The organism is Leucobacter sp. HNU (assembly GCF_047946755.1).
Classification (GTDB): Bacteria; Actinomycetota; Actinomycetes; order Actinomycetales; family Microbacteriaceae; genus Leucobacter.
Genome location: NZ_CP178837.1, coordinates 3,308,015 through 3,324,870, shown reverse-complemented (window position 1 = coordinate 3,324,870; position 16,856 = coordinate 3,308,015). Strand labels below are relative to the sequence as shown.

The window sequence follows — 16,856 nt, the reverse complement described above, 5'->3', positions numbered from 1 at the left end:
AGCCGGGCTACCGCCCGCCGCGCACGCCCGCGGGGACCTCGGGCCACTCGCTCGTCAGATAGGCCTCGACCGCGCGATGGCGGAACGTGTACGGCTTGCCCCGCGAGATGATCCCGCGCACGGTGTCGAGCCGCTGCGCGGTCGGCCCGGCGTCGGTCGCCTTCGCGAAGCCCGCTTCGGCGGCGATCCGGGTGAGCGTCCGCTCCTTCGGCGCCAGTTCCGCCATGGCCTCGAGGAACTGCTTCTCGCGCTCGGGCAGCCGGTTCAGGATCCGCTCGACGTGGGCGCCCGCCTCCCGGCCGGCGCTCCGCCACCCTGAGAGGACCTGATCCTCAGTGATGACGGATCCGGTTCCCGCGTACCAGGCCTGCTCTCCCGCGAGCTGGAACAGGAACGGCTCGCCGCGGCACAGCTCGACGATCGCGGCGGCCGCGGCGGGATCCATGCGGACCCGCTCGATGCCGCCGCCCGGGACCGCGACACCCCATCCGGTGAGCACGAACGCCTGCAGCGCCTCGGCGAGCTCCTCCTCCTCGATCGCCGTCAGCGTGGTCGTCTTGAATCGTCGGGCGAACGTCGCGCCCTTGCGCGCCCCGGTCATGTCCTCGAAATCGGGGAGACCGGTCAGGTAGACGGCGATCGGCAGCGACCGCAGCACCCGGTTTCCGCCGGGCACCTCGACCTCGACCTCGTGGGTGAGCGCGTCGCCGAGCGCGATGAGGAGCTGCGAGAGCGCGTGCTCGTCGGTGATGTTCTGCACCTCGTCGATGTGGATCAGCGCCACGACGTCGCCGCGCCGGATCGCTGCGCGCCCGACCTCGATCAGGAGGTCGGTCAGGGCACGGTAGGGGTCGGGGCCGGTGGCGCTCTGCAGGGTGAGCGAGATCCCGGCCGCCGCGACAGCCTGGACGCGGGCGAGCGCAGCCGCGACCTCGTTCGCGGGCTTCGACGACAGCCCGGCGATCTCGGCGAGCCGCAGGATCGCCTCCGCGACGAGCTTCAGCGGGTCCGCGCCCGACGGGATCCGGAGCTGGGGCGTCACCCAGTCCCCGTGCGCCGCGGCGGTCTGCGCGATGCGGCGCACCAGGGACGATTTGCCGAGCCCGGGCTCGCCGAGGATCGTGCGCCCGCGCTCGGGGAGGCCGACGATGCGACGCGGCCGGACGACGTCGCGCCAGTCGCTCAGCTGTTCGCTGCGGCCGGCCCAGACCTCGGGGACGATGTCCGAGCCGGGACTGAACGGGTTGTTGAGCGAGCTTCGCATTCGATAACTTTATCAGCCGCTCGGATCTTGATAACTTTATCGAGATTGCGGCGGGATGTCGCAGCCGGTCGCACGGGCGGAGGGCCCGCCCGGCACGAGCTGGGAACGCTGCGTCACCCAGCTGAACATCGATACCGCCGCCGCCGCGGAAGCGTTGATGGAGCGCGTGGACCCGTACTGCGTGATCTCGACCACGGCCTCCGCGGCCGCCACCGCCTCGTCGGTCAGCCCCGGGCCCTCCTGCCCGAAGAGCATGATGCAGCGCTCGGGCCACACGAACGTCTCGACCGGCACGCAGCCCGGAACGTTGTCGATCGCGATGATCGGCAGGCCATTGGCAGCAGCCCACGCGGCGAGCTCGGCGACATCGGCGTGGTACTGCACGTGCTGGTAGCGATCGGTCACCATGGCGCCTCGCTTGTTCCAGCGCCGGCGGCCGACGATGTGCACGGTGTCCGCGCCGAAGGCGTTCGCGCTGCGCACGATCGACCCGATGTTCATGTCGTGCTGCCAGTTCTCGATCGCCACGTGGAACGGATGCCGGTGCTCGTCGAGGTCGGCGACGATCGCCTCCATGCGCCAGTACCGATACCGGTCGATCACGTTGCGCGAGTCGCCGTGCTCCAGCAGCTCGGGGTCGAAGCGCTCATCGGTCGGCCAGGCTTCGGGGCCGCCAGGCCAGGGGCCGACGCCTGCGGTGGTGCGTTCGGGATGGCTCGTGGGCCCTGGGCCGTCGGCGGGCTCGGCGTTCTCAGTCACCCGCCCATTCTCCCAGTGCGGCGGGGATCCCCCGTCCCTCCCGGCCGAGACGCGAGGGCTCGCGGATCACTCCCCGGGTTCGGTGGGCCAGACGATGAAATCCGCGTCGACCCGGCGCGCGGGCACGTCCCCTGCTTCGTCGAGCACCGCCCGGATCCGGCCCAGCACCTCCGGCGGCAGCTCGAGCGGCGGCTCGTCGGGCTGGTAGGTCGTGCGGATCGGGTAGTCGACCCCGGGCTCGGAGGTCATCTCGATGTGGCAGCCGAGCACCTGCGTGACCGGGTGATACTGCGCGAACGCGATCAGCCGGTCGATGGTGCGCGAATAGGCCGGCCAGTCCTCGACGTAGAGCCGCCCCCGGTAGACGGTATCGCCGGTCAGCAGGAACCCGGTCCAGGGGTCGAAGAACACGACGGCCGAGCGCTCGTGCCCGGGAGCGCCGATGGCGCGCAGGCTGCGACCGCCGAGTTCGAGCCGCCCGGGCGGGGCATCGGCCTCGTCCACCGCGATGCCGAGGAATGCCCACGCGGCCGTGCGGTCGGCCGGCACCACGACGGTGCGCGGCCGGTCCGCGAACTGCGCATCCCCCGCGACGTGGTCGCCGTGCGCGTGGGTGTGCAGCACCACCAGTTCGTACTCCGGACGGGGGTGCCGACGCAGCCAGCCCGCGATCAGTTCGTCGACCGTGCGCCGCAGCGGCATCAGTTCCGGGTCCGCCGTCGCCCCGGTGTCGATCAGCGCGGCCCGCGCCTCGCCGAACAGCAGGAACAGGAACGGCGCCTCGTAGTCGACGGCCTTGTTCTGGCGGAGGATCGCGGTGTGCGGATCCACCCAGTGCACCTGCAGCTCGGGGTCGGCGTCGTGCTTGGCGGACGGCGAACCGTGGATCCAGCGGACACCGAGCGGCTCGGTCGAATGCCGTTGGCCGACGAGGGGCTCGGGAACCGACGGATCCTGCACGAGCGGGTCAGCGATCGTCATCGGCGGATGCCGCGCTCAGCAGCTCCAGTTCGGCACGGCTCAGTTCGACCGAGAGCGAGTCGAGCAGCGCCGACAGCTGGTCCGTGTTGCGCGCGCTCGCGATGGGGGCCGCGACGGTCGGCTGCTGGCGCAGCCAGGCGAGCGAGAGCGCGGCGACCGGCACCCGATGCAGCTCGGACAGCTGGTCGAGGCCGGCGAGCACCGCGAGCCCCCGTGCGTCGAGGTAGGCCGCGGCGTCCTCCGCCCGCGGGCTCGCCGAAGCGCTGTTCACGTCCATCGCGTCCCGATACTTGCCCGCGAGGAACCCCTTCGCGAGCGAGAAGTACGGGAACACCGCGAGCCCCTCGCGCTCGGCCGCATCCCGCAGGCCGTTCGTCTCGAAGTCGCGCTCCATCAGGTTGTAGTGCGGCTGCAGCGCGACCGGCAGGTGGTAGCCGCCCTCCCGGGCGATGCGGAACCACTCGTCGACCCGCTCCGCCGTGTAGTTCGAGATGCCGATCGCGCGGATCTTGCCCGCGTCCACCAGCCCCGAGAACGCGGCGACCGTGTCCTCGAGCGGCGTCTCGGCGTCGTCGAAGTGCGCGTAGTAGAGGTCGATCCGGTCGGTGCCGAGCCGCGCGAGCGAGGCGTCGGCCGCCGCGCGCACGTTCGCCGCCGAGAGTCCCGAGAACTCGGGATGCGTCGAGACCTTCGTCGCGATCACGACGCGCTCCCGCACGCCGCGCTCCCGCACCCATTCGCCGATGAGGCGCTCGGACTCGCCGCCGCCGTTGCCCGGGGCCCAGTGCGAGTAGCCGTCGGCGGTGTCGACGAAGTCGCCTCCGCCCGCGACGAACGCGTCGAGCACGCCGAAGGAGGCCTCGCGGTCGGCCGTCCAGCCGAACACGTTGCCGCCGAGCGCGAGCGGCGCGATCTCGAGTTCCGAGGATCCGATGCGGGTGCGGGCAGTGGTCATGGAGGACGCTCCTTCGCGGGTCGATGCGTGGGGCCGCGCGCTGCACGCGAGCACGTCGGGTGCAGCGCAGCCGCCTCCCACGCTATTCCCAGGTGCTGGGCGCCCGGTCAGCTCGGGGCGCTACGGTGCGCGCCCGGTCACACCCCGCCGACGCTGCCGAGATTGCAGTTGTGCATGGAATAGCGCCCTATTCCATGCACAACTGCAATCTCGGCAGGGCCGGGGCTGCGGGGCCGGGGGCTGCGGCCGGGGCCGGCCGGTCCGGGGCCGGTCCGGCCGCAGCCCGCTACTCCGCCGCGACCGCCAGCGAGTCGCCGTCGGGCGCGACATCGACGCGCACGATCCCGCCATCGCGCACCTCGCCCGACAGGATCGCCCGCGCGAGCCGATCCTCGATCTCGTGCTGCATGAGCCTCCGCAGCGGGCGAGCGCCGTACACCGGGTCGTATCCGGCCTGCGCCAGCCAGGTGCGCGCCTGCGGCGTGACCGCGACCGTGAGCCGACGCGGCGCGAGCCGGGCCTGCAGCCGGTCGACCGACAGTTCGACGATCTGCGCGAGGTCCGCTTCGGAGAGCGGCCGGAAGATCACCATCTCGTCGAGACGGTTGATGAACTCGGGCTTGAAGGCGCGCCGCACCGTCTCGCGCACCGCCGATTCCTTCTCGTTCCACGGCAGATCGGGATCGATCAGATACTGCGAGCCCAGATTCGAGGTGAGGATCAGGATCACGTTGCGGAAGTCGACCGTGCGCCCCTGACCGTCGGTCAGCCGGCCGTCGTCGAGCACCTGCAGCAGCACATCGAACACCTCGGGGTGCGCCTTCTCGACCTCGTCGAGCAGGACCACCGAGTAGGGGCGCCGCCGCACGGCCTCGGTCAGCTGGCCGCCCTGCTCGTAGCCGACGTATCCCGGAGGAGCGCCGACCAGGCGGGACACCGAGTGCTTCTCGCCGTACTCGCTCATGTCGATGCGGATCATCGCGTGCTCGTCGTCGAAGAGGAACTCCGCGAGCGCCTTCGCGAGCTCCGTCTTGCCGACGCCCGTCGGCCCGAGGAACAGGAAGGAGCCCGTGGGCCGGTTCGGGTCGGCGATACCGGCACGGGTGCGCCGCACGGCGTCGCTCACCGCGCGCACCGCGTCGGACTGGCCGATGAGCCGACGGCCCAGCTCGCTCTCGAGCGCGAGCAGCTTCTCGGTCTCGCCCTGCAGGAGACGCCCGACGGGGATCCCGGTCCAGGCGGCGACCACCCCGGCGATGTCCTCGTCGGTGACCTGGTCGTTGACCATCGGCGGCTCGCCGGCGCCCGCCGCCTCGGCCTCGTGCTCGGCCCGCTCGGCCTCGGCGAGCTGCTTCTCGATCACGGGGATCTCGCCGTAGAGCAGCTTCGAGGCCCGCTCGAGGTTGCCCTCGCGCTGCGCGCGTTCGGCGTCCATGCGCAGGCGATCGAGCTGCTCGCGCAGCTCGCCCGTGCGGTTCAGGGCCGCGCGTTCGCGCTCCCAGCGGGCCTCGAGCACGTCGAGGTCGGCCTGCTTCACCGCGAGGTCGTCGCGCAGCTTCGCCAGGCGCTCCTTCGAGGCTTCGTCCTTCTCCTTCTTGAGGGCCAGCTCCTCGAGCTTCAGGCGGTCGACCGCACGGCGCAGCTCGTCGATCTCGACCGGGGCCGAGTCGATCTCCATGCGGAGCCGGCTCGCCGCCTCGTCGATCAGGTCGATCGCCTTGTCGGGAAGCTGCCTGGCCGTGATGTAGCGGTCGCTCAGCGAGGCTGCGGCGACGAGCGCGGAATCGGCGATCGTGACCTTGTGGTGCGCCTCGTAGCGCTCCTTGAGGCCGCGGAGGATCGCGACCGTGTCCTCGACCGAGGGCTCGCCGACGTAGACCTGCTGGAAGCGTCGCTCGAGCGCGGCGTCCTTCTCGATGTACTCGCGGTACTCGTCGAGTGTCGTCGCGCCGATCAGCCGCAGCTCGCCGCGTGCCAGCATGGGCTTCAGCATCTGCGAGGCCGCGACGGAGGACTCGCCGCCGCCGGCGCCCATGAGGGTGTGCAGCTCGTCGATGAAAGTGATGATCTTCCCATCGGAGTCCTTGATCTCCTGGAGCACCGCCTTCATGCGCTCCTCGAACTCGCCGCGGTACTTCGCACCGGCGATGAGCGCCGAGATGTCGAGCGAGATCAGCTCCTTGTCCTTCAGGGACTCGGCCACGTCGCCCGCGACGATGCGCTGGGCGAGGCCTTCGACGACGGCGGTCTTGCCGACGCCCGGCTCGCCGATCAGCACGGGATTGTTCTTGGTGCGCCGGGTGAGCACCTGGCTCACCCGGCGGATCTCGGCGTCCCGGCCGATGACGGGGTCGAGCTTGCCGGTCCGGGCGACCTCGGTGAGGTTGACGCCGAACTGCTCGAGCGCGCTCTGTGCGCCCTCCTCGCCCTGGGCGGGCGTCCAATTGGCCTGCATCTGGGTCCTCTCTGTTCAGCAGACGGACGCGATGTCGCGAGTGCCGGCCGACCCGAGCACCCGCGACGTCGCAAACTTGAGTTCAGTTGACTCAAGTTTACGCCGGGACCCGCGGAAGCGCTACCCCGCGTCCCGGATCCGCAGGTCCTTTCGCAGGATCTTGCCCGAGCTCGACTTGGGGATCACGTCGATGAACTCGACCGCGCGGACCTTCTTGTGCGCGGCGACACGCTCCGAGACGAAGGCCATGACCTCCTCGGCCGTGAGCGAAGCGTTCTCCTGCAGCACCACGAACGCCTTCGGTACCTCACCGGCCTCCCCGTGCGGCAGCGCGACGACCGCGGCGTCGGCGACCGCCGGATGCGTGAGCAGCAGTGCCTCCAGTTCGGCCGGCGGCACCTGGTACCCCTTGTACTTGATGAGCTCCTTGAGCCGGTCGACCACGAACACCTGCCCATCGGCATCGATCTCGACGATGTCGCCGGTGTGCAGGAACCCGTCGGGCTCGAGCGTCGCCGCGGTGGCCTCGGCGTTGTTCAGATAGCCGACCATCACCTGCGGCCCGCGGATCAGCAGCTCTCCGGGAAGGCTGCGCCCCTCCTCCGGCCGCCCGATCTCCTCCCCCGTCTCGATGTCGACGATCCGCATCTCCGTGTTCGCGACCAGTGCCCCGATCGAGCCGCGGTCGATCTCGGGGCGGTCGCGCGGGATCACATGCGAGACCGGACTCATCTCGGTCATGCCGTAGCCCTGCAGCACGAGAGTCTCGAGGCGATCCCCCACGGCCTTCGCGAGGCTCGAGTCGAGCGCGGCCGCTCCCGACAGCACAAACTCGACGGCGGACAGGTCGTACTGCGCGACGATCGGGTGCTTCGCCAGCGCCACCGCGATCGGGGGCGCCACGAACACGGCGGTCGTACGCTGATCCTGGATGATCCTCAGGAACTCCGGCAGGTCGAACTTCGGCACCGTCACCAACGTGGCCCGCTCGCGCAGCGCCAGGTTGAGCAGCACCGTGAGCCCGTAGATGTGCGTGAACGGGAGCACCGCCAGCACGCGATCGTGCGCGTCGAGCCCGATCGCCGGGTTCGACTGCAGCACGTTGGCGACCAGGTTGCGGTGCGTGAGCATCACGCCCTTCGGCCGTCCCGTGGTGCCCGACGAGTACGGGATCACCGCGAGCTGGGTCGCCGGATCGAACGACACCTCGGGGGCGGCGTGCCCGCTCCCCACCAGGTCGCGCAGGCTCGCATAGCCCTCCGCGCCGTCGAGCACCACCACCCGGTCCTTCGACAGGCCGGCGGCCTCGGCTCCCGGGCCCGAGTTCGGCAGCAGCGGCGAGACGGTGAGGAGCATGACCGCCCCGGAATCCTGCAGCTGCCGGGCGAGATCCTCGGCGGTCGAGAGCGCCGCCACCGGGGTCACGACCGCGCCGGCCCGCAGGATCCCGTGGAACGCGGCGACGAACGCGGGGACGTTCGGCGCGTGCAGCGCCACCACGTCGCCCACCCCGATGCCGCGGGCGGCCAGGCCGCCGGCGATCGCCAGCACCTGGCCGCGCAGCTCGGCGTACGTCGTCTCGGCTCCGCTCGGCCCGTCGACCAGGGCCACCCGCCCCAGCTCGGCCTCGGTCAAACCGCCGAACACGGCGTCGGTGATGGACATACCCGGGATCTCGATCTCCCCGTAGGGGCTGCTGAACGTCACGTCGTCTCCTTTGACTCGTCCCGCTCATCCTCGGCGATGCGCCCACCCCGCGCAACGGTGCGCATCCGGTTCCGTGGCCCCGCGCCAACGGCGACGACCTCCGTCGGCGATAGCCTGGAGCTATCCCCCATCGAGCCACCCGCAGAGGAGCCCCAGCCATGTCGCGCATCGCACTCGTCCGCCAGCCCAGCCCCTTCTCGACGACGGCATCGTCGACCACATCGAGAAGGTCGCGGTCGATCTGGAGCGCGCTCGCGAGCAGTGGCGCGGCTACGTGGCGGCGCTCCAGGCGCACGGCTGGGAGACCATCGAGGTCGACCCCGCCGACGACTGCCCCGACTCGGTGTTCATCGAGGACACCGTCGTGATGTTCCGCAACGTCGCCGTGATCAGCCGCCCCGGCGCCGACAGCCGCAAGCCCGAGACCGCGGGCACCCGCAAGGCTCTGGAAGCGCTCGGCTGCCCCATCGCCGAGATCCGCGAGCCCGGCACCCTCGACGGCGGCGACGTGCTCAAGATCGGCGACACCGTCTACGTCGGCCGCGGCGGACGCACCAACGCGGAGGGCGTCGCGCAGCTGCGCGCGATCCTCGCCCCGCTCGGCGGCAAGGTCGTCGCCGTGCCCGTCACCAAGGTCCTCCACCTCAAGACCGCGGTCACCGCCCTGCCCGACGGCACCGTGATCGGCTTCCCCGACTTCGTCGACGACCCCGCGATCTTCGAGCGCTTCGTGCCGGTCCCCGAGCCGCACGGCACCGCGGTCGTGTGCCTGAGCAAGAGCGAACTGATCATCTCGGCCTCGGCCCCGCGCACCGCCGCGATGCTGCGCGACTTCGGCTACACCGTCACCGAGGTCGAGATCTCGGAGTACGAGAAGCTCGAGGGCTGCCCGACCTGCCTGTCGGTCCGCGTTCGCGCGCTTGTCTGATCCCCGCGGCGGCCTGAGCGCCGGCGCCGCCCCGCGGCACTGGATCGCCCTCTTCGTCACCGTCTGCCTCGTCGCGCTCAACATGCGCATGACGATCACTGGCGTGGGGCCGCTGCTCGACGAGATCGCGGCCTCGCAGGGCACCGCGCCCGCGGCGCTCGGCCTGCTCGCCTCGATCCCGCTGATCGCGTGGGGGCTCGTGTCGCCGCTGGCGCACGGGCTCGCCACGCGGATCGGCACCGACGCCGCGGTCGCCTGGTCGCTGCTCGCACTCACCGCGGGAACCGTCTGGCGATCGCTGCCCGGCCCCGCCCCGCACCTGTGGCTGGGCACCTGCCTCATCGGCGCGGCTCTCGCCGTCGCCAACGTCCTACTGCCCGTCACGATCCGGCGCGACTTCGGTTCCCGCATCCCCCTCGTCATGGGCGTCTACTCCGCGCTGCTCGGCGGGGCGGCCGCGATCTCGGCCGGGCTCGTGGTGCCCGTCTCCCACCTCGCACCGCCCGGCGGCGACCCGTTCGGCTGGCGGATCGCGCTGCTCGCGAGCGGGGTCTTCGTGCCGATCGCGCTCGTCGCCTGGGGCCTGACCCACCGACGCGGGATCTTCGCCGGGCGCGGACCCCGCGGCGTCGGAGGCTCCGCCGCGGCCGGGCCGGCGACGTCCGACGACCGGGCCGGCCGCCGGATCTGGCGCGATCCGCTCGCCTGGTGGATCGCGATCTACATGGGCATGCAGTCGTGGAACTTCTACGTGTTCGCGACCTGGCTCGCCCCCTCGAAATGTCGCGCGCCGTGCCGCCCGTCGTCGCGGGCCTCGACGTCATGCTGTTCCACGTCTGCGGCGTGCTCGGATCGCTCGCCGCACCGTTCCTCGCCCGGACCCGGCTGAGCGCGTTCCTCCCGATCGTCCCGCCGGTTCTCTGCATCGCCGGAGTACTCGGCATCGTGCTGCTGCCCGGCGTCGTGCCGGCGCTCTGGCTCGGGCTCGCGGGGTTCTCCTGCGGGAGTGCCCTGAGCATCAGCCTGACGCTCATGGCGCAGCGCGCCTCCAGCCACGCCGCGTCTTCGGCCCTGTCGGGCATGGCGCAGTCGGTCGGCTATCTGCTGGCCGGGCTCGGCCCGATCCTCTTCGGATGGGCTCACGAGCTCACCGGCGGCTGGCTGCTGCCGCTCGCGGTCGTGCTGCTCGCCTCGGCGACGGGGATCGTGGCCGGCCTCGCGGTTCGGGGCCGGCGGCGGGTGCTCGACCCGCGATAGGCGGGCGCGCCGGGCCCGGGGCGAGCGAACGGTGCTCCTGCTACGGAGTGCGCGCCCCTCGTGCGGAACGGTCCCGGCGGCGAAGGGCGGTCGCGGCGGCGGCGGACGGTCGCGCTGCCGAGGGGCCTCCGCGGTGTCGAGGGAGGGTCCCGGTGCCGAGGGAGGGTCCCGGTAACGAGAAACGGCCGGGCTGTCGAGGAACGGCCCCGGTGACGAGAAACGGTCCCGGAACCGAGGAGCGGCGCCAACGCCGAAAGACGGCCCCACCGACGAAGGAGGGTCCGGCTCACGAGGGGCCGGGCCGCGTGCTCGAATCTTCACGGGTCCTCGGCAGTTGCGCCCGCTCTCGATGGCATGGCCGTCCCTCAATTCCGCAGCGGAGGCGGTCCCGCCAACGAAGGACAGTTTCACCGCCCAGGGGCGGGCCTGCTGTCGAGGGAGCTCCGCCGTGTCGGGGAGCGGCGGCGGCACCGAAAGATGGTCCCGCCAGTGAGGGACGGTCCAACTGACGAGAGACGGGCCCCGCCGACGAGGGGCGGCTCGGCTCACGAGGGGCGGCTCGGCTCACGAGGGGCGGCTCGGCTCACGAGGGGCGGCCCGGCTCACGAGGGCCGGGCCGCGTGCTCAAATCTTCACGGGTCCTCGGCAGTTGCCCCCGCTCTCGATGGCATGGCCGTTCCTCGCCGCAGACGGGGGCGGGGCGGGGGCAGCCCACTCAGCGGTCAGGACGCGGCGCACAGAGCACACTCCGCAGATCGCCCACCGCCGAGCAGGCGCAGGAAAGCACCCGCGGCGAACACCCACCGGAGCACGCGCGGCGAACACCCACCGGAGCACGCGCATCGCGACCACGCACCGGAGCACACGCGCAGCGCACATCACGGCGCAGCGCACGTGCGGCGCGAGGCCCTCGGCTCCGCAGGGGTGGAGCCGAGGGCCTCGCCGATCCAGCGCGAACCCGCCGCGCTACTCGGCTCCGGCCTCGCCCGGAGCCTCCGCGCCGGTGCCGTTCGCCCGGCGGCGACGCAGGATCAGGAGCACCGCGCCCGCACCGAGCAGGATCGCGGCAGCGATCCCGAACAGGGCGAGATTCTGGCCACCGGTCACGGGCAGGGATCCGCCGGTCCCGCCCGATGCCGCGCCCGTGGACTCGGCCGCGGAGGAGGCGCTCCCTCCGGCGGAGGATCCGGCGTTCGCGGAGGATCCGGCGTTCGCGCCAGCGGCACCGGCGTCGGCGGTTCCGGTCGACCCGGTATCGGAACTGCTGTTCGCACCGGCCCCGGAACTCGCGTTCCCGTCGGCCCCGGCACCGGCGTTCGCACCGACGCCCGCACTCGCGCTCCCATTCGCACCAGCGCCAGCACCCGCACCGGTGCCGGCACGGGTCACCGTGATCGGCAGTTCGGCGACGGTCTCGCCGTCGCGCAGCGCCACGATGGTGTGGGCGCCGGCCGGAGCGTCCGCGGGCACGGTCACGCGCTGCGAGAATGCACCGTGCTCGTCCGCAGTCGCCGTGCCGAGGGCCACCGGCGTGGAGTGGAGTTCGAGCGCGAGCTGCTCGTCGGGCGCGAAGCCGGACCCGGCGATCCCGACGCTGCCGCCGGCCTCGACCGAGATCGGCGATCCGGCATCGTTCCCGGGCACCGTCAGCTTCGGTGCGACGGGCTGCTCGGCATCGGCCGGCAGCGCGACGTCGATGTGCTTCGCCTCGCGCGCCGCTCCGCCTGCCCCGAAGTAATAGGCGGTGACCCGCAGTCGGTCCTGGTAGAGCCCGACGCGCAGGCCGATCGGGTCGGCGCCGCCGACGGCGGTCTCGTTCCAGTCGCCGCTCGGGCCGTACTGGGTGGTGACGGCCGCCGTGTTGACGATCGTCGGGCCGGAGGCCGTGGTCGGATCGAAGCGCTGCTCCACCGACCAGTCGTTCAGCTCGGGCGACCAGTGGGTGTGCGAGGTGAGCACGGTCACGTTCGAGTACTGCGCGAGCAGGGCCTCGATGCGCTCGGTGTCGGCGCCGTAGTCACCCTGGTAGAACTTGGCGTAGGTGCCCGAGACGGAGTTGTTGAACACGTGGTGCGTCATGAGCAGTACCGGCTTGCCCTGCGACTTCCAGTAGGCGAGGCGCTCGCTCAGCCAGGTGAACTGCTGATCCGAGAGGTCGACGAACGGTCCGCCGCCCCCGTGGTACACGTGGCCCTCGCTGCCGAGCCAGAGCAGCGGCAACTGTCCGTCGACGAGCTGCTCGCCCCAGAGGCCGCCCTGGCCGCCGACCTCGCGCATGCTCGTCTTGTCGAGGAACCGCTTCACGTAGGCGGGCACGCCGTCGGATCCGTAGTACTCGTGGTTGCCGATGGTCGAGATGCGGGTGGCGTAGTCCTTGCCGCCGCCGGCGTTGAAGGCCGCGAAGTAGTCGTCGTACTGGGTCGCGGTGCCGTTGCTCGTGAGGTCGCCGTTCGCGACGATCGTGCTCGCCTTCGGGGTGAGCGAGCGCAGGCCCGGCAGGGTCTGGTCCCGCAGGCGCGCGGTCGCGCCCTGGATGTCGCTGATCACGTCGACCGCGGCGACGGGCCGCGCGTCGGCGGCGAGCGCCGCGAGCGGCTTCACGATCGCGACGTCGTCGATCATCCAGGATCCGGCCCCGGCGTCGGCCGCGAACGCGAACTCGAGCGTCATCGACTTGGCGCCGGCGGGCACGGTGAAGGGCAGGCGCGGCTGCGCCGATTCCTGGTCCGTGGTCGTCCATTCGTTCAGCGCGACGCGCTGACCGGTGTCGAACACCGCGGTGACGGCGGCGCGCTGGCTGCCTCCGCGCTTGCGGTAGTGGCTGTCGAAGCGGAGTTCGAGCGCGTCGCGCGAGGTCACTCGGATCGGCTTCGTCCGCAGCACGCTGTCGACGGCGGTCTTCGACGCGTCGGCGACGGCGATCTTGCCGGATGCGCGGGTGAAAGCCTGGCGGCGATCCACTCCGAAGGTATCGATGACCCGAGCGAGCGTGGTCTGCTCCCAGCCGGAGGCCGGGAACTCCCACTGCTCGGTCGATTCGATGCCGTCGAACCAGCGCTGCGGTTCCGTGCTGTTCGCGGTTCCGGCGGCCTTCGCGACGACGGTCACGGGCAGCTTCGCCGGGGCGATCCCCTCGCCGCTGAGCGAGAGGGTGCGCACGCCCGCTGCGGAGCCGGCGGGCACGGTCACGTCGAAGCTCACGGTGCCGTCTGCGCCGGCCTTGGGGATCCCGGTCACGGGAGCGCCGGCGAGATCGGCGGCGAGCTGCTGCCCGTCCCGGAGGCCGCCGATGCGCACGGCGAGCGGGGCGCCGGGGACCGCGAGCGGCTTCGCGGCCGACAGGATCTTGAGGTCGACGGCCTTCGGAGCCGCCTCGGCGATGTCGACGTTGTCGATCATCCAGAACCAGTTGTTGCTGCTCTGCAGGTAGGCCCAGCCCACCTGGACCGTGGTCGCGGACTTCGGCACGTCGAATGTGACCGACTCGCTCGTGTTGAGTCCGTTGGCGCCGTACGACTTGACCACGACGGGGGCGCCGCCGTCGATGCGGGCGAGCAGCTGCGACGGCGGGTTCTGCCCCTGCTTGTAGTGGCTGTCGAACTGCACGGTGACGGCGCCCGTGCGGTCGGCGATGGTGAGCGGCGCCGACCACAGGGTCGAGTCGAAGGTGCCGGTGGCGGGGCGGTTGGAGTCGGACTGCACGACGGCGACCATGCCCGAGGCTTTGCCGAAGCTGCCGCGGTCGCCGGTGCTGCCGAACTCCTGGGTCACCTCGGCGGTGGTGTGGAAGGTCCAGCCCTCCCAGCCGGCGCGCATGCCGGTCGTGTTGACGCGGTCGACGAGCCAGCCCGCGGGCGGGGTCTGCGCCGACGACGCGGTCTCGAAGGTCTCGGCGAGGTGGGCGGGTGCGGCGAACGCCGGGGCCGCCGCAGGGACGACGAGGCCGGACATCAGGGCGAGGAGCGCGCCGGCAGCGAGGCCGGAGCGTCGGCGGGACGCCGAGGGGGCTGAGGGATGCATCTGCTCTCTTCGGTTCGGGGAGGGGCGGGTGAATCGGGTGGAGGAAAGCGACGAACGCGGCGAACGGCGCGGGATCAGGCTCGCTGCGCGATGGCGGCGAGCGCGGACGCATGCAGGCGCCCGTTGGTGGCGAGCAGTTCGCCGGAGGTGTGGGATTCCTCGCCCGTGGCGTCCGTGCAGGATCCGCCGGCCTCGCGCACGATCGGCAGGATCGCGGCGATGTCGTAGGGCTTGACATCGAACTCGCAGACGATGTCGACCGCGCCTTCGGCGAGGAGCATGTACGACCAGAGGTCGCCGTAGGCGCGATCCCGCCAGACGCGGGACGCGAGGTCGAGCAGTTGCTCGCGCCGGCCAGCGGCCTCCCAGGTATCGATGCCCTGGAAGCTGAGCGAGGCCTCGTCGAGCACGTCGACCTCGCTGACGCGCAGCCGGCGGGGCTCGCCCGCCGCGTCGGTGACGCCCGGCGCGGTCGAGCGCTTCCAGGCGCCCGACCCGGTAACGGCCCACCAGCGGGCGCCCATCGCGGGTGCCGACACGACGCCGAGCACGGGAACCCCGTCGACCTCGAGCGCGATGAGGGTGCCCCAGTTGGGGACGCCGCGCAGGTAGTTGGCAGTGCCGTCGATGGGGTCGATGATCCAGCGGCGACGGCCGGAGGCGGAGTCGCCCGTCTCGGTGGACTCCCCCGTCTCCTCGCCGAGGAATCCGTCGCGGGGGCGGCGTTCAGCGAGCCGGGCGCGCAGCGCGCGCTCGGTCGCGGTGTCGGCCTCGGTGACGAATGATCCGTCGGGCTTGCGGCTGCTGCGCAGCCCTCGGCGGAGAAGCGCGGCAGGGCGATGGAGTCTGCGAGGTCGGCGAGCTCGTGCGCGAGCCGCAGGTCGTCGTCGTACACGGCGGGCCCTACTGGAGTCGCTTGCGGATCCACGCCGAGGCGAGGTCCACGACCACGATGAGGATGAGCACCATGATCAGGTAGGTGAGCATCTGGTCGAACTGGAATGTCTTGATCGACTTGTTGATGAGCAGGCCGATGCCGCCCGCGCCGACGAGGCCGAGCACGAGCGAGGAGCGCACGTTGACGTCGAAGCGGTACAGCAGCAGTCCGGTCAGCTGGGGCAGCACGGTCGGAATGGTGGCGTTCGCGACGACCTGGAACCGGTTCGCGCCGGCGGTGCCGAGCGCCTGCTCGGGCCCGGGATCGACCTCCTCCATCGCCTCCGACCAGAGCTTGCCCATGACGCCGGTGTTGTGGCAGATGAGGGCGAGCACGCCCGCGAAGGGACCGAGGCCGACCGCGGTCACGAAGATGAGGGCGAAGACGATATCGGGCACGGCGCGGAAGAACGACAGGATCGCGCGGGCCACCTGGTAGACGAAGGCGTTGGGCGCGGTGGTCCGCGCGCCGAACACCGCGAGCAGCAGCGCGAACGGCACGGAGACGGTCGTGCCGAGCAGGCCGACCCAGAGGGTCTGCAGCACGCCCTGGGCGCCGTCGCTGAGCACCTCGGGGCTGAGGTCGGGCGGGAACGCCTCGGCGATGAACCGGCCCATGCCCTGCGCTCCCGAGACGAGCGAGTCGAGGCGGAAATCAGTGCTCTCGAAGGCGATCCAGTGCAGGGCGACGAGGATCAGGATCCCGACGGTCCACGAGGTGGCGCGCATGGGCGCCTTCGCGTCGCGCGGGACGGGCAGACGGCGCGGGGACCGGCCGTCCGGCTCAGTGCCGGTGTCGGCAGCGGTGTCGATGGGTGCGGTCACGGGGATCCCTTACACGTAGAGGGCGGCGAGCGCCGCGTCGTCGATGTCGTCGATGGGCGCGTCGAACGCCAGGTTGCCGTCCCGCAGGCCGATCACGCGGTGCGCGTACTTGCGGGCGAGGTGGGGCTGGTGCAGCACCGCGGCGACTCCGAGGTTCTCCTCGACCGCGAGCTCGTGCAGCAGGGCCATCACGTCGTCCGCCGCGCGCGGGTCGAGCGCCGAGACGGGCTCGTCGGCGAGCAGGATCCGGGGGCGCTGGCAGAGCGCGCGGGCGATCGCCACGCGCTGCTGCTGACCGCCCGACAGGCTGCCCGCGCGGTCGTGTGCGCGATCGGTGAGGCCGACGCGATCGAGGCAGGCCATCGCCTCCTCCTTGAGCTCCGTACCGAACAGCGGCGGGACGGAGCGCAGGGTGGCGAGGCGGGCGAAGCCGCCGGCGCAGACATTCTGCAGCACGCTGCGGCGGCCCACCAGGTGGATCTTCTGGAACACGGTCGCGGCGGAGCGGCGGGCTTCCGCCCGGCGCGCGCCGCTGGCCTCGGTGAGGCGGACCCCGGAGATCTCGATGTCGCCGGAGTCCGCCTCGATGAGACCGTTCACCGCTCGGAGGGTGGTCGACTTCCCGGAGCCGTTGGCCCCGAGGAACGCCACGACCTCGCCGGCGTGCACCTGCATGCTCATATCGCGCAGCACGACGCGGTCGCCGAAGCTCTTGGAGATCTTGCGAACGTCCAGCAGGACCTCGCGAGCGGTGTCGGTGGTCATCGGA

At 71.7% G+C, this 16,856-nt stretch carries 12 protein-coding genes and 1 pseudogene; 3 read left to right on the top strand and 10 right to left on the bottom strand.

Annotation, left to right across the window (positions count from 1 at the left end):
- Nucleotides 1-7: 7 nt before the first annotated feature.
- The 6 genes from AB3K78_RS16230 to AB3K78_RS16205 all read right to left on the bottom strand — a co-directional run bounded on the left by AB3K78_RS16230 (nucleotide 8) and on the right by AB3K78_RS16205 (nucleotide 8,079).
- Entirely contained in the window at nucleotides 8-1,264 is a 1,257-nt protein-coding gene (locus AB3K78_RS16230; RefSeq protein WP_416444964.1) for an ATP-binding protein, read from the bottom strand.
- A 36-nt stretch (nucleotides 1,265-1,300) separates the two neighbouring features.
- Nucleotides 1,301-2,023 carry a TrmH family RNA methyltransferase gene (locus AB3K78_RS16225; protein WP_416444962.1) on the bottom strand — a complete coding sequence of 241 codons (723 nt, stop codon included), beginning with the start codon at nucleotides 2,021-2,023 and terminating at the stop codon, nucleotides 1,301-1,303.
- 66 nt (nucleotides 2,024-2,089) lie between these two features.
- Nucleotides 2,090-3,004, bottom strand: a complete 915-nt coding sequence (locus AB3K78_RS16220) for an MBL fold metallo-hydrolase (protein WP_416444960.1) — start codon at nucleotides 3,002-3,004, stop codon at nucleotides 2,090-2,092.
- Nucleotides 2,991-3,959: an aldo/keto reductase gene (locus AB3K78_RS16215; protein WP_416444958.1), complete on the bottom strand. Its 969-nt coding sequence runs from the start codon at nucleotides 3,957-3,959 to the stop codon at nucleotides 2,991-2,993. The genes AB3K78_RS16220 and AB3K78_RS16215 overlap by 14 nt, the downstream gene beginning before the upstream one ends.
- Before the next feature lie 286 nt (nucleotides 3,960-4,245).
- Nucleotides 4,246-6,414, bottom strand: coding sequence for an ATP-dependent Clp protease ATP-binding subunit (locus AB3K78_RS16210; RefSeq protein WP_416444956.1), 2,169 nt, complete (start codon nucleotides 6,412-6,414; stop codon nucleotides 4,246-4,248).
- A 120-nt stretch (nucleotides 6,415-6,534) separates the two neighbouring features.
- Nucleotides 6,535-8,079: an AMP-binding protein gene (locus tag AB3K78_RS16205; RefSeq protein WP_416447387.1), complete on the bottom strand. Its 1,545-nt coding sequence runs from the start codon at nucleotides 8,077-8,079 to the stop codon at nucleotides 6,535-6,537.
- A gap of 115 nt (nucleotides 8,080-8,194) precedes the next feature.
- On the opposite strand from AB3K78_RS16205, the gene ddaH reads away from it, so the two are divergent.
- The 3 genes from ddaH to AB3K78_RS16190 are packed head-to-tail and all read left to right on the top strand — an operon-like array spanning nucleotide 8,195 to nucleotide 10,306.
- A complete protein-coding gene (gene ddaH, locus AB3K78_RS16200) occupies nucleotides 8,195-9,049 on the top strand; it encodes a dimethylargininase (RefSeq protein ID WP_416444954.1) in 855 nt (284 codons plus the stop codon).
- Nucleotides 9,042-9,938 (top strand): hypothetical protein, encoded by an 897-nt coding sequence (locus AB3K78_RS16195; RefSeq protein WP_416444952.1) that lies wholly within the window; start codon nucleotides 9,042-9,044, stop codon nucleotides 9,936-9,938. Before ddaH ends, AB3K78_RS16195 begins: the two co-directional genes overlap by 8 nt.
- Nucleotides 9,872-10,306, top strand: coding sequence for a hypothetical protein (locus AB3K78_RS16190; protein ID WP_416444950.1), 435 nt, complete (start codon nucleotides 9,872-9,874; stop codon nucleotides 10,304-10,306). The genes AB3K78_RS16195 and AB3K78_RS16190 overlap by 67 nt, the downstream gene beginning before the upstream one ends.
- A gap of 966 nt (nucleotides 10,307-11,272) precedes the next feature.
- Here the strand turns inward: AB3K78_RS16190 and AB3K78_RS16185 are convergent.
- From AB3K78_RS16185 to AB3K78_RS16170, 4 genes and pseudogenes are all read right to left on the bottom strand, one after another.
- A complete protein-coding gene (locus AB3K78_RS16185) occupies nucleotides 11,273-14,326 on the bottom strand; it encodes a metallophosphoesterase family protein (protein WP_416444948.1) in 3,054 nt (1,017 codons plus the stop codon).
- A 74-nt stretch (nucleotides 14,327-14,400) separates the two neighbouring features.
- Nucleotides 14,401-15,254: pseudogene (locus tag AB3K78_RS16180) on the bottom strand (inositol monophosphatase family protein).
- A complete protein-coding gene (phnE, locus tag AB3K78_RS16175) occupies nucleotides 15,230-16,087 on the bottom strand; it encodes a phosphonate ABC transporter, permease protein PhnE (protein ID WP_416444946.1) in 858 nt (285 codons plus the stop codon). The pseudogene AB3K78_RS16180 and the gene phnE overlap by 25 nt, the downstream one beginning before the upstream one ends.
- Before the next feature lie 9 nt (nucleotides 16,088-16,096).
- Nucleotides 16,097-16,852 (bottom strand): phosphonate ABC transporter ATP-binding protein, encoded by a 756-nt coding sequence (locus AB3K78_RS16170; RefSeq protein ID WP_416444944.1) that lies wholly within the window; start codon nucleotides 16,850-16,852, stop codon nucleotides 16,097-16,099.
- Nucleotides 16,853-16,856: the final 4 nt, after the last annotated feature.